This window comes from Microbacterium sp. OVT16B (genome assembly GCF_019969705.1).
In the GTDB taxonomy this organism is placed as follows: Bacteria; Actinomycetota; Actinomycetes; order Actinomycetales; family Microbacteriaceae; genus Microbacterium; species Microbacterium natoriense.
In genome coordinates, this window is the sequence record NZ_JAHXZA010000001.1 from 66310 (window position 1) to 89662 (window position 23353).

A 23353-nucleotide genomic window follows, 5' to 3' on the forward strand; every position below is an offset into this window, starting at 1 on the left:
ATCCGCCGCGATAATGGGGATGCCCGCCGACGACCACAGGGGAGACGATGACGAGATCGGATGCAGAGCAGCCGGCGCGTCCGACGCTCGCCCAGGTCGCCGAGCGCGCGGGGGTGAGTCTGAAGACGGCATCCCGCGCCCTGGGCGGCGAATCGTATGTGAGCGAGAAGACGCTCGCCGTGGTGCTCGACGCGGCGAGGGAGCTCGACTATCAGCGCAACTCCGCCGCCAGCCTCCTGGCCTCCGGGCGACTCGCCGACTCGATCGGACTGATCACCGGCGACTTCACCAACCCGTTCTACTCCGCCCTCGCGCAGGGCATCGAAGACGAGATCCGCCCGCGGGGGATGCACCTCTCGGTGACCAACTCCCGCGAATCGGCCGAGCAGGAGCGACGGGTCGCGCACGACCTCGCCGACCGGCAGACGAAGGCCGTGATCACCGTCTCGGCGATGCCCGACCACCGCGACTACGCATCACTGCAGGCCCGCGGCATCCCCGTCGTGTTCGTCGACCGGCCGGCCGAGCAGGTCGAGGCCGACTCGGTCGTGTTCGACAACCGCGAGGGCGGACGGCTCGCCGCACGGCACCTCATCGACGCCGGGCATCGTCGCATCGCGTTCATCGGCGACTACGCGTGGCTCCCCACCTACCGGCAGCGCATGGCGGGCATGGGCGACGTGCTCGACCCCGCGGGCTCCGACTGGCGCGAGCTGCTTCGCGCCGACGCGCACGACGTGGGCTCGTCACGCGCCTGCGTGCGGGAGCTGCTCGCCCTCGCGCATCCGCCGACCGCGATCGTCGCCGGGAACAACCGGATCCTGCTCGGCGCCATGGAGGAGCTCGCGGAGATGCCGGCATCCGCCCGCCCTGCCGTACTGGGCTTCGACGACCCCGAGTGGGCGCAGGTGCTCGGCATCACCGTCGTGACCGGAGACGTCGAGGCGCTCGGGCGTCAGGCCGCACGCCTCGCGGTCGCCCGACTCAGCGACCGCTCGCGCCCCTTCGAGAACGTCGTGCTCCCGATGCGGCTGATCTCCCGCGGCTGAGTCCGCCGGAACCCGTTCGTCGAACGAGCGCAGCGAGACGAAACACCCGCCGGATCAGGCGAGGGATGCCGCGCTGCGGAGCTCCTGCTCACGCATCGCGCGCTCGACCGCCTCCACATCGCGCACCGCGCCGCGGTCGGCCGAGGTCGCCATGGCCGCGTACGCCCGCAGCGCGAGTGACACGGGGCGCTGGCGATCGACCGGGCGGTAGCCGGCGGCATCCAACAGCCGCTCGCGGCGACGCTCGAGCTCGGACTCATCGACGCGCAGGCTCATCGACCGGGAGGGGATGTCGATGTCGATGATGTCGCCGTCCTCGACCAGGGCGATGACCCCGCCGGCGGCCGCCTCGGGGGAGACGTGGCCGATCGAGAGTCCCGACGTGCCGCCGGAGAAGCGGCCGTCGGTGATCAGCGCGCAGACCTTGCCGAGCCCGCGGCCCTTGAGGAAGGACGTCGGGTGCAGCATCTCCTGCATGCCGGGTCCGCCCTTGGGCCCCTCGTAGCGGATCACGACGACATCGCCCGGCTGCACCTTCTTGCCGAGGATCTTCGCGACCGCTTCCTCCTGCGACTCGCACACCACCGCGGGCCCGGAGAACACGAGGATCGACGGGTCCACGCCCGCCGTCTTCACCACGGCGCCGTCCACGGCGATGTTGCCGCGGAGCACCGCGAGGCCGCCGTCGACCGAGTAGGCGTGGTCGATGTCGCGGATGCAGCCGTTCTCGGCATCCTCGTCGAGAGTCGCCCAGCGCTCGGACTGCGAGAACGCACTCGACGACCGCACGCCGCCCGGGGCCGCGAGCCACAGCTCCTTGGCGGTCTCGGTGGCCTTGCCGCCGCGGATGTCCCAGTCGTCGAGCCAATCGGCGAAGGAGGCGGAGTGGATCGTGCTGACGTTCTCGTCGAGAAGTCCGCCGCGGCGGAGCTCGCCGAGCACCGCCGGGATGCCGCCGGCCCGGTGCACGTCCTCCATGTAGTACATGCGGCCGTAGGCGGGGTTCGGGGCGATCTTCGCGAGGCAGGGCACGCGGCGCGACACGGCGTCGATCTCGTCGAGTCCGAAGTCGATGCCGGCCTCGTGCGCCGCGGCGAGCAGGTGCAGGATCGTGTTCGTCGAGCCGCCCATCGCGATGTCGAGGGCCATCGCGTTCTCGAAGGCGGCGAAGCTCGCGACCTCGCGCGGCAGCACCGAGCGGTCGTCCTCGTCGTAGAAGCGGTGCGTGATCTGCACGGCGACCTCGCCGGCCTTCTCGTACAGCGCGCGTCGGGCGGTGTGGGTCGCGAGCACCGAGCCGTTGCCCGGCAGGGCGAGGCCGAGCGCCTCGACGAGGCAGTTCATCGAGTTCGCGGTGAACATGCCGGAGCACGAGCCGCACGTCGGGCAGGCGTTCTCCTCGATGCGCTGGATGTCGGCATCCGACACCGTGTCGTTCGCCGCCTCGGAGATCGCGTCGACGAGGTCGAGCGTGCGGACGCTGCCGTCGACGAGGGTCGCCCGGCCGGACTCCATCGGTCCGCCGGAGACGAAGACCGTGGGGATGTTCAGGCGCAGAGCGGCCATGAGCATGCCGGGGGTGATCTTGTCGCAGTTCGAGATGCAGACCAGGGCGTCGGCCTGGTGGGCGTTGACCATGTACTCGACCGAGTCGGCGATCAGGTCACGCGAGGGGAGGGAGTACAGCATCCCTCCGTGGCCCATCGCGATGCCGTCGTCGACCGCGATCGTGTTGAACTCGCGCGGGATGCCGCCGGCCGCGGAGATCGCGTCGCTGACGATGCGCCCGACGGGCTGCAGGTGCGTGTGACCGGGGACGAACTCGGTGAAGCTGTTCGCGACGGCGATCATCGGCTTGCCGAAGTCGGCGGCGTTGACGCCGGCGGCGCGGAAGAGCGCGCGGGCGCCGGCGGCGTTGCGTCCGTGCGTGACGGTGCGGGAGCGAAGAGGGGTGGGCATTCTTCCACCCTGACGTCATCCCGACGTCGTCGGAAGACGGCACTGATACTAGTAGTGAGAGCACTAGGTTTGATCCATGACCACCGACGACCAGCAGCGCACCGAACTCGGCGCCTTCCTGCGCGCCCGACGGTCGCTGCTCGACCGGGCGGCGTTCGGTCTGCCCCCCGCGGGCCGCGGCCGCACGGTCGGCCTGCGGCGCGAGGAGATCTCCTTCCTCTCCGGCGTGAGCGTGACCTGGTACACCTGGCTCGAACAGGGCAGGGACATCAACCCGTCGAGGCAGGTACTGGATGCCGTCGCCAACGCGCTGCACCTCACCGTCGCGGAGCACGACTACATGCTGACGCTCGCGGGATTCGCCCCCAGTCGTCCGGGCTCGAGCGTCGCCGTCGAGACGGCTCCCGCTCACGTGCAGCGATTCCTCGACGCCCTCGATGAGCACCCCGCCTACGCGCTCGCCCCGGACTGGGGCATCGCCGGATGGAACAGCGCCTACGAGCGGCTGTACCCCAACGTCGCCACGACGCCCCCCGAGCAGCGCAACCTGCTGTGGCTCATCTTCACCGACCCCGCGGTGCGGTCGCTCCTCGACGACTGGGACGACACGAGCCGCCGGTTCCTCGCCGAGTTCCGAGCCGAGGCCGGACCGAGGCTCGGCGACCCGCGCTACCGCGACGTCATCGGCCGGCTGATGGACGCGAGCCCCGAGTTCCGCGAACGCTGGGAGAGCCACGGGGTCGGCGGCTTCGAGTCGCGCGAGCGGGTGTTCCTGCATCCGACCCTCGGCCGCCTCGTGTTCGAGCACCACCAGCTGCGTCCGTCTGACCTGACCGACGTGCAGCTCGTCGTGTACGTCGCCGATGCGGCGACGCGGGGGAGGTTCGCGGGGCGGGATTGATCCGGCCCTCGCAGCAGACTCCCGAAGAGGGCAGCATGACGTCATGGGTGTGAATCTCCGGGTCGGATTCCGGAGCCGCCCTGCGGCCGCGACGACCGCAGGGCGGAGCCTGCCGTTCAGTCGGCGTTCTTGCGCTGCCAGACTCCGAACCGGTTGCCCGCCGGATCGGAGAGGTGCGCGAAGATGATCGCTCCGTTGTCCACCGGGGGCAGCACGATCTGAGCCCCGTTCGCGGTCGCCGCGGCGACGCTCGTCTCGACGTCGGCCACCTCGACGTAGAACACGGCCCACGTTCCGGATCCGATCCCGCTGGTGTCCCACAGGCCACCGGCGTTCCCGTTCACCATGGCGTATCCGGCGGGTCCGGCCGGTCCGAACTCCCAGCCGAAGACCTGTCCGTAGAAGGCCCTCGCCGCCTCGGGGTCCGGCGTGCCGACCTCGAAGTAGTTCACGGTGTTCATGCTCGACTCGCTCATCTGCGATCGTCCTTCCGATCCGCGGCATCGCCCGCTGCGATGCTCTCGGATCGAGTCTGAGATCTACCACTGTGCGAGGGTCAAGCCACGAGAGGCTGACCGCTCTGACGGGTCAGCCGATGGGGACGTTGACCTCGGTCACCCACTTGTCGGGGTCTGACTCGCGACCCGGCCCGACGACGTAGACGTTGAAGAGAGGACCGACCTGCGTGCGACCCTGCGTCGCGATCCACGCGCCGATCGATTCGGTCGCCCGATGGATGCCGTCGAACCCGCCGTGGTGGGTCGTCCACGCCACCCTCTGTGCGGGACGGTCGACCACCTCGAATCCGCCCTGCGGTGTGAAGGAGCCGCGATAGTCGCGCCAGATCGCCATCTCCACATCCTCGTCGCGATACTCCTCGTCGAAGTAGGTCGCACCGACCAGGTCACCGAACCCGGAGGGGTCGACGCCGGCCGCGGAAGCCATCAGAGTCCGCAGATCCGCCCACAGCTCGCCCTCGGCCGGATAGCAGGCGACAGTGCGCCGCAACTGCAGCACCCGCGCGGACGGGAACATCCGCTCGCTCACCACCGATCCGGTCGATCCGAGGTCTGCGGCCAGGGTCAGCGCGAGGTCTCTCTGCGCCGCGAGCTGACGAGCCGCCTCCTCGAGACCGGCGATATGCACGTCGAGCCGATCCCGGAGCACCGCGGGAGACTCCTCGTACAGGGGCAGCAGCTCCATGATCAGCGCGATGCCGCACCCCGCATCGCGCAACGAACGGATGCGCCCCGCGATCCGCAGCTGTTCGACGGTGTAGCGCCGATACCCGGTGAACGGATCGACCACGGCCGGGATCAGCACGCCCCGATCGTCGTAGTGCCGCAGCATCCTCACGCTCAGACCGGCGTAGCGGGAGAAGGCACCGATGTTCAGCAGCGGAGCCGAGCCGTCGTGCTCCGGCAGCCGCACCCGATGCCGTGCCGCGTCGGCGTCTTCGTACCCGGTCATGGCTTCATGATGCCAGCCGTGGGGGATGACGGGGCACCGCACGTCCGGGAGGAGAACGCACTCTCGGACGGAGAGATGACGCGCGAACCTCAGCCCGAGCGTGAGATCTCCTCCCGACAGGAGGAGAAGGTGCTCTGTGTGGAGGGGCCTAGGAGACTCCGTGTGCGGGGAGCCTAGGAGACTCCGCCCTTCCGCTTCGCTCCAGGGCTCCCCGAATCACTCAACCCGATAGATGCGAGAAGGCCCCCGGGCTGCGCTCGGGGGCCTTCTCGCATCTGTGGAGCCTAGGAGATTCGAACTCCTGACATCCTGCTTGCAAAGCAGGCGCTCTACCAACTGAGCTAAGGCCCCTCATGGGGATTTCTTGAGTTAAGGGTGGGGCTACCAGGACTTGAACCTGGGACCTCTTCATTATCAGTGAAGCGCTCTAACCGCCTGAGCTATAGCCCCGTCAACCTCCAAGACTTTACCGGAAGATCCGACAAAATCCGAATCGAGGCAGGTGTACGGCGGATGCCGGGCGTTTCGGCCCGGCATCCGCCTCTCGATCATCTGCCCGGACGCAGCGTGACCGTGCCAGCGGAGAGGGTCACATCGATCGAGTTCCGTGAGCTCGAGGAGTGGTCGAGCCTGTTGTCGAGCGTTCCCGCGCTCACGTTCTGGGTGATGTTGTACTCGCCGGCGGGGACGCTCAGGTCGAGACCGCCCGCGCTCACGTCGATCGAGGTCTCGCTCGGCGCTGCACCGGTGAGCTCGACCGTGAGGTCGCCGGCCGATACGGCGAAGTCGGCTTCGCGCACTCCGTCGAGGAGGATGTCGGCGCTGCCGGCGCTCACGTCGGCGTCGAGAGACGACGCCGACCCGGAGATGGTCAGGTCGCCCGCCGACAGCTCGGTGTCGAGCTCCCCGAAGCGCCCCGTGACGTCGAGGCTGCCCGCGCTCAGAGTGAAGGACGCGTCGAGCCCCTGCAGCTCGGACGGAAGGGTCAGCACGACCGAGCGGTCGTCGTCGAACCAGCCGCCGAACCACCAGCCGAACACCGTCTCCGGTCCGCGGACGAGCAGCTCGTCCTCGTCGCGCTGCAGCGTCCAGGGGCCGCCGCGGCCGCCGGTCACGGCGAGCTGCGCCTGGTCGACGTCGCCGAACTCGACACGCACATCGCTCGCGCTCGCGTTGAGGTCGAGTTCCGAGACGCCCGTGACGTCGAGCTCCAGCACGGTGTCGCTGCGAGACAGATCTCCGGATGCGGCGACCGCTGCCGTCGCTCCGGTTCCGACCAGCGCGAGCCCGCCGATCACGGCGAGCGTGACGGTGATCCAGCTCGTCCCGCCCGGTCGCGGAGCCGCAGCCTGAGGCTGGGCCGGAGCCGGTACCTGAGCCGGCGAAGACGCGGGAGGGGGAGTGAGGGGGTTCTGTTCGGTGCTCATCGTGCGGCTCCTGTCTGGCCTGCGGGCGGCGTCGGGCCGCCGGTGTTCTCGATGTGGGCGAGGGCAGCGAGCACACGGCGGTTGCCCGACTCGTCCGGCTCGAAGCCCAGCTTCTGGAAGATGGAGGTGATGTGCTTCTCCACGCTCGCCTCAGAGAGGAAGAGCAGCGCGGCGATCGCCTGGTTCGACTTTCCCTCCGCGATCAGCGCCAGCACGGTGCGCTCGCGCTCGGTGAGCCGCAGCATCCGGTCGTCCTTGTTGCGTCTCGTGAGCAGCTGCGCGACGACCTCGGGGTCGAGCACGGTCGCACCCTCGGAGATGCGGGTGACCGACTCCAGGAACTCCGACACGTCGGCGACCCTGTCCTTCAGCAGATAGCCCAGGGGGCCGCCCTGTGCGGCGATGAGGTCGGATGCGTAGCGCTCCTCGACGTACTGCGACAGCACGAGCAGAGGCAGCGCGGGGTCGGTGGCCCGCAGCGCGAGCGCAGCGCGGATCCCCTCGTCTGTGAACGTCGGCGGGAGGCGCACATCGAGGATGCACAGCTCGGGCGCGGCATCCGCCACCGCCTCGGCGAGGCCATCGGTGTCGGGGAGAGCGGCGACCACCTGGTGGCCGGCGTCCTCGAGCAGTCGCACGAGTCCTTCGCGCAGCAGGACGGAGTCCTCGCAGATCAGGATGCGCATGGCACGTTCACCTCCAGGCTGGTGGGTCCGCCCGCAGGGCTGTCGAGGCGGAACGTGCCCCCGGCGGCGAGGATGCGGTTGGCGATGCCGTCGAGTCCACCGCCGGGCTGCACCTGCGCGCCGCCCATGCCGTTGTCTTCGACGCGAGCCCACAGTGTGCCTCCCTCGCGAAGCCGCACGGTCACCCGCGCCTCGCTCGCACGGGAGTGCTTGGCGGCATTGGTCAGCGACTCGGCGATCGCGAAGTACACGGCGGCCTCGGCCTCGCGGCTGCAGCGTCCGTCCATGCGGACGTCGAGACTCACGGGGATGTGGGAGCGGCTCGCGAGGGCCGACAGCGCAGCGTCCAGTCCGCGGTCGTCGAGGACCGAGGCGTGGATGCCGCGGGCCAGCTGCCGCAGCTCGGTGATCGCCGCCTTCGTCGAGGTGTGCGCCTCGGCGATGAGGCCCTTCGCGGCTGCCGGGTCGTCGTCGATCTTCTGATGCGCGAGTCCCAGCGTCATGCCGACGGAGACGAGCCGCGGCTGGACGCCGTCGTGCAGGTCGCGCTCGATGCGGGTGCGCTCGAGGTCGGCCGCCCGCACGGCGCCCTCGCGCTGCGCGGTCGTGGTGCGCACGCGCTCGGTGAGCTCGGCCTCGCGGCTCTGCGCCACGATCGCGAGCGACAGCGTGCGGTGCAGCAGGGCGAGACCGACGATGCCGGCGGCGCTCAGCACGACGCCGAGCGCACCGATCACCGGGGCCCATGCCGCATCCACGAGGGAGCCGAACGGGCCGTCCACCTCTCCGTCGCCCGCGAGCGGTGCGAAGGAGATGATGCCCGACCAGACGAGGGTCCAGAACAGACGCAGCACGATCACACCGGCGATGCACGCGAGCGCGAAGTTCGCGAGAGCCCTCCACATCCGGCCGTCGATGACCTGACGCCCGAGGGAGCGGGCCCATCCGCTGAAGCCGGGGCGGTCGCTGGTGCGGCGACGCAGCGGCGCCACCGGCACGCGGTACAGCGAACCGACTCGCGCCACCTCGAACCAGCCGAGGCCGAAGAGCGCGTAGACGAGGCCGATCAGCAGGAAGATGCCGATGCCGAAGGCGAAGAGGAGCCCGAGTCCGGCGCCGAACAGGCCGGTCAGCATTCCGAAGATGCCTGCGCCCAGAACGCCGAGCGCGGCGAGATGGAGGATCGTCAGGAGGATCCGCAGCGGCGGTCTCGCCGTGCCCTCCTGCAGTGGGGTCGCAGTCTGTGTGGTCATAGTCCCAAGGTACGGTGACGCCGCGACCCGCGACACGGAGGCACCCGGACTCTCGACTTCGGGTTTTCCCTACCCTGCGCCGTCGACCTGTACACCGGGTCTCTGGTTCACTGGCCTCATGACCACTCATGAAGGCGAAGCGCACGGTGCAGGACTCGGCCAGCGGCTGAACTGGCTGCGAGCGGGGGTGCTCGGCGCGAACGACGGCATCGTCTCGGTCGCGTCGCTCGTGGTCGGCGTCGCCGGCGCCACGACCGACAACGCGGCACTGCTCACGGCGGGGATCGCGGGGCTCGTCGGCGGCGCCATCTCCATGGCGCTCGGAGAGTACGTGTCGGTCAGCAGCCAGCGCGACAGTGAGCGCGCGCTCATCGCGAAGGAGAAGGAGGAGCTGCGCACCCTCCCCGAGCAGGAGCTCGCGGAGCTCACCTCGCTCTATCGGGAACGGGGTCTCAGCGAGGAGACGGCTCGCAAGGTCGCCGAGGAGCTGACCGCCCACGACGCGCTCTCGGCGCACCTCGAGGTCGAACTCGGCATCGACCAGGACGATCTGGTCAACCCCTGGCACGCCGCCATGTCCTCCGCCATCGCCTTCACGCTCGGAGCCCTGCTGCCGCTGCTCGCGATCCTGCTGCCGCCGCCGGCGTGGCGAGTGCCCGTCACCTTCGTCGCCGTGCTCGTCGCCCTGGCCGTCACGGGTGCGGTGAGCGCGAGGATCGGCGGGTCGAAACCGGTGCGCGCCTCGGTGCGTCTCGTGATCGGCGGCGCGCTCGCTCTCGCCGTGACCTGGCTGATCGGCACCCTGCTCGGCACCACGGGCGTCGCCTGAGAACGACGAAGGGCGGATGCCGCAGCATCCGCCCTTCGTTCTCTGTGAAGATCAGTTCGACATGAAGCCGACGAGCAGTCCGCCCGTGACCTTGACCGCCAGGTTGTAGATGCCGGCGACGACGGCGCCGAGCACAGTCACGACGATCAGATTGAGGATCGACACGACCGCGGCGAAGGCCATGACCTGCGGGAGGCCGGCGACCTCCGACAGACGGACGCTGTTGTCGGTGAAGCTGGAGACGAAGCCGTCGACCTGAGCGAGGACGTTGGTGGCCTGCAGCACCATGTAGATCAGGAAGAACGACACCATGGTGACGATCGCGAGCGCGACGGCCGCCAGGAAGGAGAGCTTCACGGCCGACCAGAAGTCGATGTAGACCAGGCGCAGGCGGACCTGCTTGCCGCTGGTCTTGCGCGTGGACTTCTTCGCCAGCTTGTCGGCTACTGTGCTCATGCGTTTTCCTCAGGGGTGTCTGTCGTCTCGGGAGCCGCGGGGTCGGCATCCGTCTCGGCCTCGTCCTCGCCGAGTCCTCGTTCGCCGTTGCGGGCGATCGCGAGGATGCGGTCTGCGTCCGTGGTCCGTGCGAACACCACTCCCATGGTGTCGCGGCCCTTTGCGGGGACCTCGGCCACGGCAGAGCGTACCACCTTGCCGCTGGACAGAACCACCAAGACCTCGTCGTCCTCCGCGACCATCAGACCACCCGCGAGAGTGCCCCGATCGTCGTTCAGCTTGGCGACCTTGATGCCGAATCCGCCACGTCCCTGGACCCGGTACTCGTCGATCGCGGTGCGCTTCGCGTAGCCGCCGTCGGTGACCACGAACACGTACTGGCCGGGGGCGGCGACGGATGCCGAGAGCAGGCTGTCGCCGCCGCGGAACTTCATTCCCTTGACGCCGGCGGTCGCTCGGCCCATCGGACGGAGCGCCTCATCGGTCGCGCTGAAGCGGACCGACATGCCCTTGCGACTGATCAGCAGGATGTCGTCCTCGGCGTTCACCATGAGCGCCGAGACCAGCTCGTCGTCATCGTTCAGACGGATCGCGATGACCCCGCCCTGACGGTTGGTGTCGTAGCTCGACAGGCTCGTCTTCTTGACCAGGCCGTTGCGCGTCGCGAGCACCAGGTACTCGGCGACCTCGTAGTCGCGGATGTCGAGGATCTGCGCGATCTTCTCGCCCGGCTGCAGCGCGAGCAGGTTCGCGACGTGCGTGCCCTTCGCGTCGCGCCCCGACTCCGGCACCTCGTAGGTCTTGGAGCGGTAGACGCGACCCTTGTCGGTGAAGAACAGCAGCCAGTGGTGCGTCGTCGTCACGAAGAAGTGCTCGACGATGTCATCCGCCCGCAGCTGGGCGCCCTTGATGCCCTTGCCGCCGCGGTGCTGCGAACGGTAGTTGTCGCTGCGCGTGCGCTTGATGTAGCCGTCACGGGTGACGGTGACGACCATCTCCTCCTCGGCGATGAGGTCTTCCATCGAGACGTCGCCGTCGAAGCCGTGCAGGATGTGCGTCCGGCGGTCATCGCCGAAGCGGTCGACGATGCCGGTGAGCTCCTCGCGGATGATGTCGCGCTGCAGCGCCTCGTCGGCGAGGATCGCGTTGTACTCGGCGATCTGCACCTCGAGCTCGGCGGCCTCGTCGAGGATCTTCTGACGTTCGAGGGCCGCGAGGCGGCGGAGCTGCATCGACAGGATGGCGTCGGCCTGGTCGTCATCGATGTCGAGCAGCGCCTTCAGTCCGCTGCGCGCCTCGTCGACCGTGGGCGAGCGGCGGATGAGCGCGATGACCTCGTCGAGCGCGTCGAGCGCCTTCAGGTACGCACGCAGGATGTGCATGCGCGCCTCGGCCTTGGCCAGGCGGAAGCGGGTGCGACGGACGATGACCTCGAGCTGGTGGGTGATCCAGTTCGTCACGAACCCGTCGATCGCGAGGGTGCGCGGCACCCCGTCGACGATCGCGAGCATGTTCGCGCCGAAGTTCTCCTGCAGCTGCGTGTGCTTGTAGAGGTTGTTCAGCACGACCTTGGCGACGGCATCCCGCTTGAGGACGACGACGAGACGCTGACCCGTGCGGTCGGAGGACTCGTCGCGGATGTCGGCGATGCCGGTGATCTTGCCGTCACGGGCGAGATCGCCGATCTTCACCGCGACGTTGTCAGGGTTGACCTGGTACGGGAGCTCGGTGATGACGAGGCAGGTACGACCCTGGATCTCCTCGACGTTGACGACGGCGCGCATCGTGATCGAGCCGCGGCCGGTGCGGTACGCCTCGTGGACGCCCTTGGTGCCGAGGATCTGCGCGCCGGTCGGGAAGTCAGGACCGGGGATGCGCTGGATCAGTCCCTCGAGGAGCTCCTCACGGGAGATGCCGGGGTTGTCCAGCGCCCAGAGAGCGGCGGCCGAGACCTCGCGGAGGTTGTGCGGCGGGATGTTGGTCGCCATGCCGACCGCGATGCCGACCGAACCGTTGACGAGCAGGTTCGGGAAGCGGGCGGGGAGGACCGTCGGCTCCTGGGTCTGACCGTCGTAGTTGTCGGTGAAGTCGACCGTGTCCTCTTCGATGTCGCGCACCATCTCGAGCGCGAGCGGGGCCATCTTGGTCTCGGTGTACCGAGGGGCTGCGGCGCCCATGTTGCCGGGGGAGCCGAAGTTGCCCTGGCCGAGGGCCAGCGGATACCGCAGCGACCACGGCTGCACCAGACGGACGAGGGCGTCGTAGATCGCCGAGTCGCCGTGCGGGTGGTACTGACCCATGACCTCGCCGACGACGCGCGCGCACTTCGAGAACGACTTGTCGGGGCGGAATCCGCCGTCGTACATGCCGTAGATCACGCGGCGGTGCACGGGCTTGAGGCCGTCGCGCACGTCGGGGAGCGCGCGGCCGACGATCACGGCCATCGCGTAGTCGAGGTAGCTGCGCTGCATCTCCGACTGCAGGTCGACCTGGTCGATCTTGCCGTGTTCGTGTTCCGGCTCGGGGCGGATGTCGTCAGTCATGGTTCTCGTTCGATTCTTTTGTGGCTACCGGACTCCGGGATGCCGCTTCGCTCGCAGAGCGGGGACCCTCCCGCTTCGCGGGCCCCTCCCGATGCTCGCTCCGCGGCATCCCTGCGTCCTCACGTCATGCGTGGCGGTAGCCTCCGATTCGCGTGTTTGTGTATGTAGGGATCAGATGTCGAGGAAGCGGACGTCCTTGGCGTTGCGCTGGATGAAGCTGCGTCGGGACTCGACGTCCTCACCCATCAGCACGCTGAAGATCTCGTCGGCCGCCGCGGCATCCTCGATGGTGATCTGCTGGAGCGTACGCGTGGAGTGATCCATCGTGGTCTCCCACAGCTCCTTCGGGTTCATCTCGCCGAGACCCTTGTAGCGCTGGATGCCGGCATCCTTCGGGATGCGCTTGCCGTTGTCGAGGCCGTGCTTGAGCAGGGCGTCGCGCTCGGCGTCGCTGAAGACGTACTCGTGAGCCGAGTTCGACCACTTCAGGCGGTACAGCGGCGGCATCGCGAGGTACACGAAGCCCGCCTCGATGAGTCCGCGCATGTAGCGGAACAGCAGCGTCAGCAGCAGCGTCGTGATGTGCTGGCCGTCGACGTCGGCATCCGCCATCAGCACGATCTTGTGATACCGCGCCTTCTCGATGTCGAACTCCTCGCCGATGCCCGTGCCGAAGGCCTGGATCATCGCCTGGACTTCCTTGTTGCCCAGGGCCTTGTCGAGACGCGCGCGCTCGACGTTGAGGATCTTGCCGCGCAGCGCCAGGATCGCCTGGGTGTGCGGGTCGCGACCCTGCACGGCAGAACCGCCTGCGGAGTCACCCTCGACGAGGAAGATCTCGCTGATCGACGGGTCCTTGCTCGTGCAGTCCTTGAGCTTGTCGGGCATCGCGGCCGACTCGAAGACGCTCTTGCGACGGGCCGTCTCACGCGCCTTGCGGGCGGCGAGACGAGCGGTCGCGGCGTCGATGGCCTTGCGGATGACGTTCTTCGCCTGGTTCGGGTTGCGTTCGAACCAGTCGCCGAGCTGGTCGCCCACGACCTTCTGCACGAAGGCCTTCGCCTCGGTGTTTCCGAGCTTGGTCTTGGTCTGTCCCTCGAACTGCGGTTCGCCGAGCTTGATCGAGATGACCGCGGTCAGCCCCTCGCGGACGTCATCTCCGGAGAGGTTGTCGTCCTTCTCCTTGATGATGTTGTTCGCCCTGGCGTACTTGTTCACGAGGGTGGTCAGCGCCGCACGGAAGCCCTCCTCGTGCGTGCCGCCCTCGTGGGTGTTGATCGTGTTCGCGTAGGTGAACACGTTCTCGGTGTACGAGGTGGTCCACTGCATCGCGACCTCGAGGGAGATCTTGCGCTCGGTGTCCTCCGACTCGAAGGCGATGATCTCGTCGTTGACGACCTCGGCGTGACGCACCCGGTTCAGGTACTCCACGTAGTCGACGAGTCCGCGCTCGTAGAAGAACACGTCGTTCGGCTGCTTCGTGACGGCCTGCCCGTCCTCCTCCGTCTCGTACGCGGAGTCGGGACGCTCATCGCTCAGCTCGATGCGGAGTCCCTTGTTCAGGAACGCCATCTGCTGGAAGCGGGTCCGGAGCGTGTCGTAGTCGAAGTCGACCGTCTCCTGGAAGATCTCGGCATCCGGCCAGAACGTGATGCTCGTTCCGGTCTCGTCTGTCGCCTCGCCCTTCTCGAGCTGCTGCTGCGGCACGCCGCCGTTCGCGAAGCTGTGGCGCCAGGCGAAGCCCTTCTGCTTGACCTCGACGTCGAAGCGCGTGGAGAGCGCGTTCACCACCGAGGAGCCGACGCCGTGCAGACCGCCGGAGACGGCATAGGCGCCGCCGCCGAACTTTCCGCCGGCGTGCAGGATCGTGAGGACGACCTCGACGGTCGACTTCGACGGGTCGGAGGAGTGCGGGTCGACGGGGATGCCGCGGCCGTTGTCGACGACGCGGACTCCGCCGTCGCCCAGCAGCGTCACGAAGATCGTGTCGGCGTACCCGGCCAGCGCCTCGTCGACGGAGTTGTCGACGATCTCGTACACCAGGTGATGCAGACCACGCGGACCCGTGGAGCCGATGTACATACCGGGGCGCTTGCGGACCGCCTCGAGACCCTCGAGGATCTGGATCGAGTCCGCGCCGTACTCACCGGGCTGCTGCGCCTTGGGTGCGGGTGCAGTGGTGCCCTCGTTCTCGGGGGTTCCCCCGTTGGTCGATTCCGTCTCGTCAGCAGGGGATTCAGGCGTCATCAGAGGGCATTCTCCACATCGATATTACGAACTCCCATTCTAAGGGGTTTTCGTCTCGATATGTGCGCTAGAACGCCGTGTGTGCCCTTCTGAGCGATTCGGACCCCATATCTGGTCCCCTACCCGTAGGTATCGCGAGGACCCCGCCCTGGAACGGCTCTGGGACCCCATTTCCAAGAGGGGACGTCCGGTCCGATGAAGCGGAGGTTCTGGACGCCGGCATCCGGGTACCTCCTGCCGATCTCGGTCAGGATGGTCGCCCGCATGTACTGGAGGTTCTTCGCCCACGCCGTCGAGTCGCACTTCACGGTGAGGAGCCCGCGCTCGAGAGACACCGGCTCGGAGTGCTTGGCCGTGTCGGAACCGGCGAGCTCGGCCCACTGCAGCACCAGGTCCTCACGGGCCAGGGTCGTCTGCCAGCCGGAGTCACGGGTGAGCTTGTCGAGCACCGCGCCGAGCGAACCGGGGTCGCGACCCGGCGTGAACGGCGCGTTCTCGTCGTCGTCCGCGATGCGCCGCTTGCGCTTCCAGTTCTTCGAGCTGGGCTTGAGGCCCCGCAGCCGCAGGTAGGTGGCGACGGTCTCCGGAGTGTCGGATGCCGCGGCGATGTCAGTCATGGCTCTCCTCCCGCTCGTCGCTGATGGTCCCTGCGGTGATGCGCACCACGTGCGCGTGCAGCACCTCGGGGATATCCTCCTCCACGGCCGCGGTGACCACCACCTGCTCGTAGCCGGACGTGAGGGAGGCCAGCCGCTGACGCCGATCGGCGTCGAGTTCGGCGAACACGTCGTCGAGGATCAGCACGGGGTCCCCGGCGGGCGATTCGTTGCGGAGCAGCTCGGCCGAGGCGAGACGCAGGGCGAGGGCGACCGACCAGGACTCTCCGTGCGAGGCGTAGCCCTTGACGGGAAGGTCGCGGACGCGGAGGACGAGGTCGTCGCGATGCGGTCCGGTCAGGGTGAGTCCGCGATCGAGCTCCTGCGTGCGCTTGGCCGCGAGTGACGCGCGGAACATCTCCGATATATCGCCAGTGGTCTCCGTGACGGCATCATCCTGCCCGTCTTCGGGGTCGCCTCCACGCACGGAGAGCGCCCATTCCAGCTGGGGACGGTGGTCGGCGCCGGCGATCGCCGCATACGCATCGGCCACGGGCTGCTGCAGATCGGTCGCGAGCCGCTGGCGCGCGACGATGATCTCCGAACCGAGGGAGACCAGCTTGTCGTCCCAGACGTCCAGGGTCGTGAGGGCCTCCCCGCGGATGCCACGGGCCCGCGCCGATTTCAGCAGTGCGGTGCGCTGCTTGAGCACGCGGTCGTAGTCGGCGAGCACTGCGGACATGCGGGGTGTGCGCTGGATGAGGAGCTGATCGGCGAATCGTCGACGCGACGAGGGGTCGCCGCGGACGATCTGCAGATCCTCCGGAGCGAACAGGACCACGTGGGCGTACCGCGGCAGCTCGCTGGTCTTCGAGGGCGACCCGTTGATGCGCGCCTTGTTGGATCCCTGCCTGTTCAGCTGGACCTCGGCGAGGACCTTGCGCTCTCCGTGGGAGAGCCGGGCGCGGATGATCGCGAACTCCTGGCCGTCGCGCACCATCGGCGCATCCGACGACACCCGATGCGAACCGAGCGTAGCCAGGAACACGACCGCTTCGGCCAGATTCGTCTTGCCCTGTCCGTTGCGGCCGACGAGCACGTTCGGTCCGCGGTGGAGGGTGAGTTCTGCGGTCGCGTAATTGCGGAAATCGACCAGACTCAGGTGCTCCACAATCACGGAGTCAGCCTACCTTTCGGGTCCGACAGTCGATCTCGGCCTGCTGCCCACCCGGTTGAGCCCCTGGACCGTTCCGCGGGGTGGCGGAGGATCCGTCTGAGAGGCGATTTTCGGCCCTCTCGGCCGGGCCCGCCACGCGGGGACCGGAAAACCGTCGTCAGGAACGATCCTGAGGACGCCTGATCCGAGCGTTCGGCGAGCCGTGATGCCGCTGCGGATCAGCGCAGGAGGAGGTTCGGCTGGAGCAGGTACTTGAACGAGTCGAGTCCGGCCTGGTCGACCGAGGTCTGGCTGGTGATGAGCACCGGGCTCAGCTTGTTCGCGTTGTCGCTGGACGTGAACGTGACCCGCACGAACTCGCTCTTCACCGCGCCGAGCGCCTCGATGAGGTACTGCGGGTTGAGTCCGAGGGTGACCTCGTCGCCACCGTGCAGGATCGCGTCGACCGACTCCGATGCCCTGGCGTGCTCGCTGCCGGACGCGTCCATCGTCACGCTCTCGCTGGAGAAGGTGAAGCGCAGCGGAGCGGCACGGTCGAGCACGAGCGACACACGACGAACCGCCTCGATGAGGTCGGCGGTGTTGACGACCGCGTAGTGATCGGTCTGCTCGGGGAAGAGGCGGCGGACCGGCGGGAAGTTGCCCTTGATCAGCAGCGACGTGACGGTCTTGTTGCCCGCGGTGAAGGCGATGATCTCGCGGTCGCCCGCTCCGGAGAACGCGACCTGGATCGTGCCGGCGTGACCGAAGGTCTTGCCGACCTCGACGAGCGTGCGAGCAGGGACGAGCGCAGTGCTCTCGACCTCGGCGCCGTCCCACGGGACGTCGCGGAGCGAGACGCGGTACCGGTCGGTGGCCACGAGGCTGAGGCTCTGGCCCGAGACCTCGAGCTGCACACCGGTGAGGACGGGGGTGACATCGTCGCGGGATGCCGCGAAGCCGACCTGCGAGATCGCGGTGCCGAAGTCGTCAGCCGGCACGACACCGGAGGAACCGGAGACCTCGGGGATCGACGGGTACTCCTCGACGGGCATGGCCGCAAGGGTGAACCGAGCGGAACCGCAGGTGACGGTGATCCCGCCGTCTTCCTCGACGGCGATCTCGATCGGCGCGTTCGGGAGGCGGCTGGCGATATCGGAGAGCAGTCGGCCGTGCACGAGGATCGTGCCAGGCGTGTCGACGGTGGCCTCGATCGTGGTGCGAGCGGATGCTTCGTAGTCGAACGCCGAGAGCGTGAGACCGGATCCGTCGGCTTCGATCAGCACACCGGCGAGGATCGGCTGAGGGTTGCGCTGCGGGAGCAGCTTGACCACGAAGGAGACAGCCTCGCTGAAGACATCGCGGTTGACCTGAAACCTCACGGGTGCTCCTCGTCGTTTCTTGATGACTCGGTCGTTCTTGACAGCCACATCGTCGTCGAATGACAAGACGTGATCGCTCCTGCCGGTGCAGGGCTTCCCATGCTAGCCCCACAGTCGAGCACTTCCCTACGACTTGTGATTCGAAGGGCCGCGGCGGCTTCTCCGCACCGTCTGGTGATCGGATCGCGCTTAAGACGGGTTAACTCCTTAACAGTGTTAACAGCTGTGGATACTGTGGATAACTCGGTGGAAAGCAGTCGCGAGTAAGGAACTACACGCTTGTCACTTGTGGAATCCCTGAGGAATCCGCGGGTTCGTGGCATCCATCGACCTGTGGACACTCCCGTAGTTATCCACAGGTTCTCCCGTTAACCCCACATCCGTCCCGACCGAAACACGATTCATCCACAAGTTATCCACATGTGTGAAAACGTGATATCCGATCGCTCAGAGGGCTGTCAAGTCGGCAAAAAGGGGGACACAGCGTCCGAACGGATGCCGTGTCCCCCTTTTCGTCGGAAGACGTGTGTCGAGGCCGTCAGCGGCGGCCGAGTTGCGTGGTGATCTCCGTCACCTGGTTGTAGATCGAGCGCCGCTCCTTCATGAGCTCGCTGATCTTCTTGTACGCGTACATGACGGTGGTGTGGTCGCGGTTGCCGAACAGCTGCCCGATCTTCGGGAGCGAGAGGCTCGTGCGCTCACGGCACAGATACATGGCGATCTGCCGTGCGGTCGCGATCTGCTGCGATCGACTCGAGCCGTAGAGGTCGTCGACGGTGAGCTTGAAGTACTGCGCGGTGGCCGTGATGATGTCGGTCGGGGAGATGACGTTGTCCTCCGCCGTGTCCACGATGTCGCGCAGCACGGTCTGGGCGAGGGAGATGTCGAGCGCCGAGCGGTTGAGGCTCGCGAACGCCGAGACGCGGATGAGTGCTCCCTCCAGCTCGCGGATGTTGGAGGAGACGACAGTCGCGATGTACTCCAGGACCTCGTCGGGGATGTGGAGGGACTCGCTCTGCGCCTTCTTGCGCAGGATCGCGATGCGCGTCTCCAGGTCGGGAGCCTGCACGTCGGTGATGAGACCCCATTCGAAGCGGCTCCGCATCCGGTCCTCGAAGCCCGTGAGGAGCTTGGGCGCCACATCGCTGGTGATCACGACCTGCTTGTTGTGGTCGTGCAGCGTGTTGAAGGTGTGGAAGAACGCCTCCTGGGTCTCGGCACGACCCTGCAGGAACTGGATGTCGTCGATGAGGAGGATGTCGACCTCTCGGTAGCGCGCCTGGAACGCGGCTCCGCGGTTGTTCGCGATCGAGTTGATGAAGTCGTTCGTGAACTCCTCGCTGGAGACGTACCTCACCTTCACCCCGGCGTAGAGGGACTGCGCGTAGTCGCCGATCGCGTGGAGGAGGTGGGTCTTGCCGAGCCCGGAGTCCCCGTAGATGAAGAGCGGGTTGTAGGCCTTGGCCGGAGCTTCCGCGACCGCGACCGCTGCGGCATGGGCGAAGCGGTTGGACTGGCCGATCACGAAGTTGTCGAAGGTGTACTTCGGGTTCAGTCGCGATTCGTGGCGGAGCGGGGTGGGCTGCTCCATCGGCGATTCAGGCCGCTGAGACTCCTGACGCCCGTAGTCGGGGACCGCGATGGGTGCTGTCGGCTGCTCGGCGAGCTCGTGGTTCACCACGACCCGGTACGAGGTGACGTCCTCGCCGACGTGGGCGAGGGCCTCCATGATCGGCAGCCGCAGCCGCTTGTTGATCTGGGCGGCGGTGAGGTCGTTGGGCACCTCGAGATAGAGGGTCGCGGCCATGACGCCCGCCGGCACGGCGAGGCTGAGGAATCCCTGCAGCTGCGGCGTGACCCGGTCGTCCGCCTCCAGCAGATCCTGCACCGTGGTCCAGATCGGAACGTCGGGCTGGGCAGGTGAGGACATGACGCTCCGGGCAGGGGATCGAGGAGGGATGCTCGGAATCGCGTCCCCCCTGTGGATAACTTCGGATGCCACGGTAGTCACCTGGGCTGAGAACGGCAACCTGCCCTTGAAAATCCGCGGGCGTGTTGCGTCTCGCGAGGACGCACAGGTTGTGGATAATAGCTGTGCGGATCGTGGCCGCCCCTTGGCCTCTGAGCGCGCAGATTTGCTCTGCGCGCCGTCAAGACGTACCCTTAGTCGGTTGACTTATGCCTGAACGGCAGTTCCCTATGTCTCCGGTCGAAATGGTTCCGGTGACAGCATTCCCGGAGTGATCCCATGAGCAAGCGCACCTTCCAGCCCAACAACCGCCGCCGCGCCAAGAAGCACGGTTTCCGTGCCCGCATGCGCACCCGTGCCGGCCGCGCGATCCTGTCGGCTCGCCGCGGGAAGGGCCGCGTCGAGCTCTCCGCGTAACCCGCTGTGCTCGCCCGCCCCTTTCGGTTGACCCGCGGGAGCGACTATCGACTGGTCGTTCGACGCGGATCCCGTTGTGGCGGGTCGCGCGTCGTGACGTCCATGTTGTCGACGGGCGAGAGCAGAGCCGCGAGGTTCGGATTCATCATCAGCAAGCAGGTGGGTGGCGCCGTCGTGCGCAACACCGTCCGTCGCAGACTCAAAGCAGTCTGCGCTGAGGCCCTGCCGCTGGTTCCAGAGGGCACGGATGTCGTCATCCGTGCCCTTCCTGCATCCGCGACGGCGAGCTACGCGGAGCTCAGCACCGAAGTGAACCGCTGTCTCGGACGCCTGAACCGGGTGACGGCATGAGCGCGCTTCCCGCCTCGTCGATCGGATCGGCGCACTTCGACGCGCATGACCTGATCCGCAGCATCCCGTTGATCCCTCGGAACCTCGTGCTCGGGTTCCTCACCGGATACCGCAGGGTGATCTCACCGATGTACGGCGACGTGTGCGCGTACTACCCCTCCTGTTCCGCCTACGCTGTAGGTGCGGTGCAACAGCACGGCGCCGCGCGGGGAACGCTGCTCTCGGCATGGCGCATCCTCCGCTGCAATCCCTGGACTCGCGGCGGCGTCGACGACGTTCGTCCGCATGAACACTTCCGCTACGACCTGACTTCACACGGTTTCGTCGTCCCTGCCCGAAAGGACTGAACAGTGGGTCTTGACCTCCTGCTCGCTGCGGCCACGCCGTCGCCGTCTCCGTCAGGAGCTGCGTCCGGCGGCTTCGACCTGCTCGGCACGATCCTCTGGCCGCTGAAGTGGCTCGTCGAGCTCGTGCTCGTCGCCTGGCACTGGCTCCTCACGACCGTCGGACTCCCCGCGGCATCCGGTCTGACCTGGGTGCTGTCGATCGTCGGACTCGTGATCGTCGTCCGCGCTGCTCTGATCCCGCTCTTCGTGAAACAGATCAAGAGCCAGCGAAAGATGATGGAAATTGCTCCTGAACTGCGAAAAGTGCAGGAGAAGTATCGCGGCAAGAAGGACCAGCTCAGCCGTGAGGCGATGAGCCGCGAGACCATGGCCCTGTACAAGAAGCACGGCACGACGCCGATGTCGAGCTGTCTTCCGCTCCTCGTGCAGATGCCCGTGTTCTTCTCGCTGTACTCGGTGCTGAGCGACGTCAAGAAGCACGCCGAGGCCGGTCTGGGTGGTGTCGGTCTTCTCAGCCCGGAGCTGACGAAGGAGTTCTACGACGCCAAGCTCTTCGGCGTCGCGTCTCTGCACGAGACTCTCGGCAACGCGTGGGAGAAGCAGAACACCACGGCGATCATCATCCTGGTCACGCTCGTCGTGCTCATGATCGGCTCGCAGTTCTTCACTCAGCTGCAGATCATCTCGAAGAACCTGTCGCCCGAGGCCAAGACCGGCCAGGCGTACCAGATGCAGAAGATCATGCTCTACATCCTGCCGCTGGGCTTCATCTTCTCGGGTGTCTTCTTCCCGCTCGGCGTCGTCGTGTACTGGTTCATCTCGAACCTGTGGACGATGGGTCAGCAGTTCCTGGTCATCCGTGAGATGCCGACGCCCGGTTCTGAAGCGGCGAAGGCCCGCGAGGAGCGACTGGCCCGCAAGGGCAAGGCGATCGACTCCTCCGGCAAGGTCGTTCCCATGGCAGTGTTCGAGGCGGAGCAGCAGCGTCTCGTCGAAGAGGTCGAGAAGGCCAAGGCCGAGGCCCCGAAGAGGCAGCAGCCCGTGGGCAAGAAGCGTGCGAAGAAGAAGGGATCCGGCGCATGAGCGAGAACCTGACCGAGGCGGTCGAGCCGACCGTCGCTCAGCTGGAGAACGAGGGCGACGTCGCTGCCGACTACCTCGAGGAGCTGTTGGACATCGCCGACATCGACGGTGATCTGAACCTCGACGTTCGTCAGGGCCGCGCCTATGTGTCGGTCGAGGCGGAGGGCGATGGACTGTCGCTGCTCTCGGCACCCGACACCGTGCAGGCTCTACAGGAGCTGACTCGCCTGGCCGTGCAGAACAAGACCGGTGCATTCTCGCGCCTCATCCTCGACATCGGCGGTTCGCGCGACACGCGTCGTCGTCAGCTCGAGACGCTCGTGAATGCCGCCGCCGCCAAGCTGGACGATGGGGCATCACAGGCCTCCCTGCCGGCGATGTCCAGCTACGAGCGCAAGCTCGTCCACGATATTGCCGCTGATCAGGGTCTTGTCTCGGAGTCGTACGGTGAGGGCGCGGATCGCCACACCGTACTGCGTCGTCGCTGAGACCTCACGTGATTCTGCGAGTCCAGTCATGAGTGACGTCGAGGTCGAGCCCGCGATCGCGGCCGAGCTGTTCGGCGATCGCATCGATGTGGCCCGTTCCTTCACCGATGCCCTTGTGCGTGAGGGAGAGGAGCGAGGCCTGATCGGTCCACTCGAGCTCCCCCGCCTCTGGACCAGGCACATTCTCAACAGTGTGATCGCCGCTCCGTTGTTCCACGGTTCGGTTGCGGACATCGGATCCGGCGCCGGCCTGCCCGGTGTGGTTCTCGCGATCGCCCGTCCGGATGTGCAGTGGACGCTCATCGAGCCGATGGAGCGTCGCGTGACCTGGCTCAACGAGCAGGTGTCGTCATTGGGCCTCTCGAACGTGGAGGTGCTCCGCGCTCGCGCCGAGGACGTGCGCCGCCCAGAGGGTTTCGACGTCGTCACCGCCCGCGCGGTCAGCGCGTTGCGAACGTTGATCCCGCTGACTGCACCCCTGGTGCGTGACGGAGGAGAGCTCACTCTCCTCAAGGGGCTCAACGCCGCGAACGAGATCGACGCGGCGCAGAAGCAGATCAAGAAGTTCCGCCTCGCAGATGTACGCGTTGAGGTCCTCGGTGAGGGCGTTCTCACCGAGACCACCCGAGTCGTTCGAGCTCGCGTCCGCTGACCAGGGTTGGTGTTTCACGTGAAACATCGATGGGTATGGGAGCTGCGGTTCTCGTCGGCGGAGGAACCGCGGACTGCGCCTGCTCTTCACGT

The 23353-nt window shown here is 67.3% G+C and carries 22 protein-coding genes and 2 tRNA genes; 9 read left to right on the forward strand and 15 right to left on the reverse strand.

Translation table 11 applies throughout. From position 1 onward, the window contains the following. Positions 1-47 precede the first annotated feature (47 nt). On the forward strand, positions 48-1049 hold the full coding sequence (locus LC438_RS00310; RefSeq protein WP_223585464.1) for a LacI family DNA-binding transcriptional regulator: 1002 nt from the start codon (positions 48-50) through the stop codon (positions 1047-1049). A gap of 54 nt (positions 1050-1103) precedes the next feature. On the opposite strand, the gene ilvD is transcribed toward LC438_RS00310, so the two are convergent. After that, on the reverse strand, positions 1104-3008 hold the full coding sequence (gene ilvD / locus LC438_RS00315) for a dihydroxy-acid dehydratase (protein WP_223585465.1): 1905 nt from the start codon (positions 3006-3008) through the stop codon (positions 1104-1106). Positions 3009-3084: 76 nt separating this feature from the next. Here ilvD and LC438_RS00320 point away from each other — a divergent pair, with 76 nt between their 5' ends. Beyond that, positions 3085-3909: a helix-turn-helix transcriptional regulator gene (locus LC438_RS00320; protein WP_223585466.1), complete on the forward strand. Its 825-nt coding sequence runs from the start codon at positions 3085-3087 to the stop codon at positions 3907-3909. A gap of 116 nt (positions 3910-4025) precedes the next feature. On the opposite strand, the gene LC438_RS00325 is transcribed toward LC438_RS00320, so the two are convergent. From LC438_RS00325 to LC438_RS00355, 7 genes are all read right to left on the reverse strand, one after another. After that, positions 4026-4385, reverse strand: coding sequence for a VOC family protein (locus tag LC438_RS00325; protein WP_219844592.1), 360 nt, complete (start codon positions 4383-4385; stop codon positions 4026-4028). A 112-nt stretch (positions 4386-4497) separates the two neighbouring features. Continuing rightward, positions 4498-5379, reverse strand: coding sequence for a MerR family DNA-binding transcriptional regulator (locus LC438_RS00330; RefSeq protein ID WP_223585467.1), 882 nt, complete (start codon positions 5377-5379; stop codon positions 4498-4500). 278 nt (positions 5380-5657) lie between these two features. Then, a tRNA-Ala gene (locus tag LC438_RS00335) sits at positions 5658-5730 on the reverse strand. Between the two features lie 25 nt (positions 5731-5755). Further along, positions 5756-5829 (reverse strand) — tRNA-Ile (locus LC438_RS00340). A gap of 98 nt (positions 5830-5927) precedes the next feature. Then, complete coding sequence (locus LC438_RS00345) at positions 5928-6806, reverse strand: DUF4097 family beta strand repeat-containing protein (RefSeq protein ID WP_223585468.1); 879 nt, start codon at positions 6804-6806, stop codon at positions 5928-5930. Continuing rightward, positions 6803-7492, reverse strand: a complete 690-nt coding sequence (locus LC438_RS00350; protein ID WP_223585469.1) for a response regulator transcription factor — start codon at positions 7490-7492, stop codon at positions 6803-6805. The genes LC438_RS00345 and LC438_RS00350 overlap by 4 nt, the downstream gene beginning before the upstream one ends. Beyond that, complete coding sequence (locus tag LC438_RS00355; RefSeq protein WP_223585470.1) at positions 7480-8745, reverse strand: histidine kinase; 1266 nt, start codon at positions 8743-8745, stop codon at positions 7480-7482. The genes LC438_RS00350 and LC438_RS00355 overlap by 13 nt, the downstream gene beginning before the upstream one ends. A 118-nt stretch (positions 8746-8863) precedes the next feature. Here LC438_RS00355 and LC438_RS00360 point away from each other — a divergent pair, with 118 nt between their 5' ends. Continuing rightward, on the forward strand, positions 8864-9574 hold the full coding sequence (locus LC438_RS00360; RefSeq protein ID WP_105673401.1) for a VIT family protein: 711 nt from the start codon (positions 8864-8866) through the stop codon (positions 9572-9574). A gap of 51 nt (positions 9575-9625) precedes the next feature. On the opposite strand, the gene LC438_RS00365 is transcribed toward LC438_RS00360, so the two are convergent. From LC438_RS00365 to dnaA, 7 genes are all read right to left on the reverse strand, one after another. Then, positions 9626-10030 carry a DUF3566 domain-containing protein gene (locus LC438_RS00365; protein WP_105673400.1) on the reverse strand — a complete coding sequence of 135 codons (405 nt, stop codon included), beginning with the start codon at positions 10028-10030 and terminating at the stop codon, positions 9626-9628. After that, on the reverse strand, positions 10027-12573 hold the full coding sequence (gene gyrA / locus LC438_RS00370) for a DNA gyrase subunit A (protein ID WP_105673399.1): 2547 nt from the start codon (positions 12571-12573) through the stop codon (positions 10027-10029). The genes LC438_RS00365 and gyrA overlap by 4 nt, the downstream gene beginning before the upstream one ends. Before the next feature lie 171 nt (positions 12574-12744). Then, positions 12745-14820: a DNA topoisomerase (ATP-hydrolyzing) subunit B gene (gyrB, locus tag LC438_RS00375; protein WP_105673398.1), complete on the reverse strand. Its 2076-nt coding sequence runs from the start codon at positions 14818-14820 to the stop codon at positions 12745-12747. 119 nt (positions 14821-14939) lie between these two features. Further along, positions 14940-15437: a DUF721 domain-containing protein gene (locus LC438_RS00380; RefSeq protein WP_105673397.1), complete on the reverse strand. Its 498-nt coding sequence runs from the start codon at positions 15435-15437 to the stop codon at positions 14940-14942. Further along, complete coding sequence (recF, locus tag LC438_RS00385) at positions 15430-16593, reverse strand: DNA replication/repair protein RecF (RefSeq protein WP_105673396.1); 1164 nt, start codon at positions 16591-16593, stop codon at positions 15430-15432. The genes LC438_RS00380 and recF overlap by 8 nt, the downstream gene beginning before the upstream one ends. A 218-nt stretch (positions 16594-16811) precedes the next feature. Further along, positions 16812-17954: a DNA polymerase III subunit beta gene (gene dnaN, locus LC438_RS00390; protein ID WP_223585471.1), complete on the reverse strand. Its 1143-nt coding sequence runs from the start codon at positions 17952-17954 to the stop codon at positions 16812-16814. A gap of 538 nt (positions 17955-18492) precedes the next feature. Beyond that, positions 18493-19884: a chromosomal replication initiator protein DnaA gene (gene dnaA / locus LC438_RS00395; RefSeq protein ID WP_105673394.1), complete on the reverse strand. Its 1392-nt coding sequence runs from the start codon at positions 19882-19884 to the stop codon at positions 18493-18495. A 318-nt stretch (positions 19885-20202) separates the two neighbouring features. Here dnaA and rpmH point away from each other — a divergent pair, with 318 nt between their 5' ends. Genes rpmH through rsmG form a run of 6 tightly spaced genes read left to right on the forward strand, consistent with a single transcriptional unit; the run spans position 20203 to position 23261 of the window. Next, positions 20203-20340 (forward strand): 50S ribosomal protein L34, encoded by a 138-nt coding sequence (rpmH, locus tag LC438_RS00400; protein ID WP_045257399.1) that lies wholly within the window; start codon positions 20203-20205, stop codon positions 20338-20340. A gap of 6 nt (positions 20341-20346) precedes the next feature. Next, positions 20347-20691 carry a ribonuclease P protein component gene (rnpA, locus tag LC438_RS00405; protein ID WP_105673393.1) on the forward strand — a complete coding sequence of 115 codons (345 nt, stop codon included), beginning with the start codon at positions 20347-20349 and terminating at the stop codon, positions 20689-20691. Beyond that, a complete protein-coding gene (yidD, locus tag LC438_RS00410) occupies positions 20688-21038 on the forward strand; it encodes a membrane protein insertion efficiency factor YidD (RefSeq protein WP_223585472.1) in 351 nt (116 codons plus the stop codon). The genes rnpA and yidD overlap by 4 nt, the downstream gene beginning before the upstream one ends. A 3-nt stretch (positions 21039-21041) precedes the next feature. Next, positions 21042-22121: a membrane protein insertase YidC gene (yidC, locus tag LC438_RS00415; RefSeq protein WP_105673391.1), complete on the forward strand. Its 1080-nt coding sequence runs from the start codon at positions 21042-21044 to the stop codon at positions 22119-22121. Next, positions 22118-22609 carry a R3H domain-containing nucleic acid-binding protein gene (locus LC438_RS00420; protein ID WP_105673390.1) on the forward strand — a complete coding sequence of 164 codons (492 nt, stop codon included), beginning with the start codon at positions 22118-22120 and terminating at the stop codon, positions 22607-22609. The genes yidC and LC438_RS00420 overlap by 4 nt, the downstream gene beginning before the upstream one ends. Before the next feature lie 28 nt (positions 22610-22637). Beyond that, a complete protein-coding gene (gene rsmG / locus LC438_RS00425; RefSeq protein ID WP_223585473.1) occupies positions 22638-23261 on the forward strand; it encodes a 16S rRNA (guanine(527)-N(7))-methyltransferase RsmG in 624 nt (207 codons plus the stop codon). Positions 23262-23353: the final 92 nt, after the last annotated feature.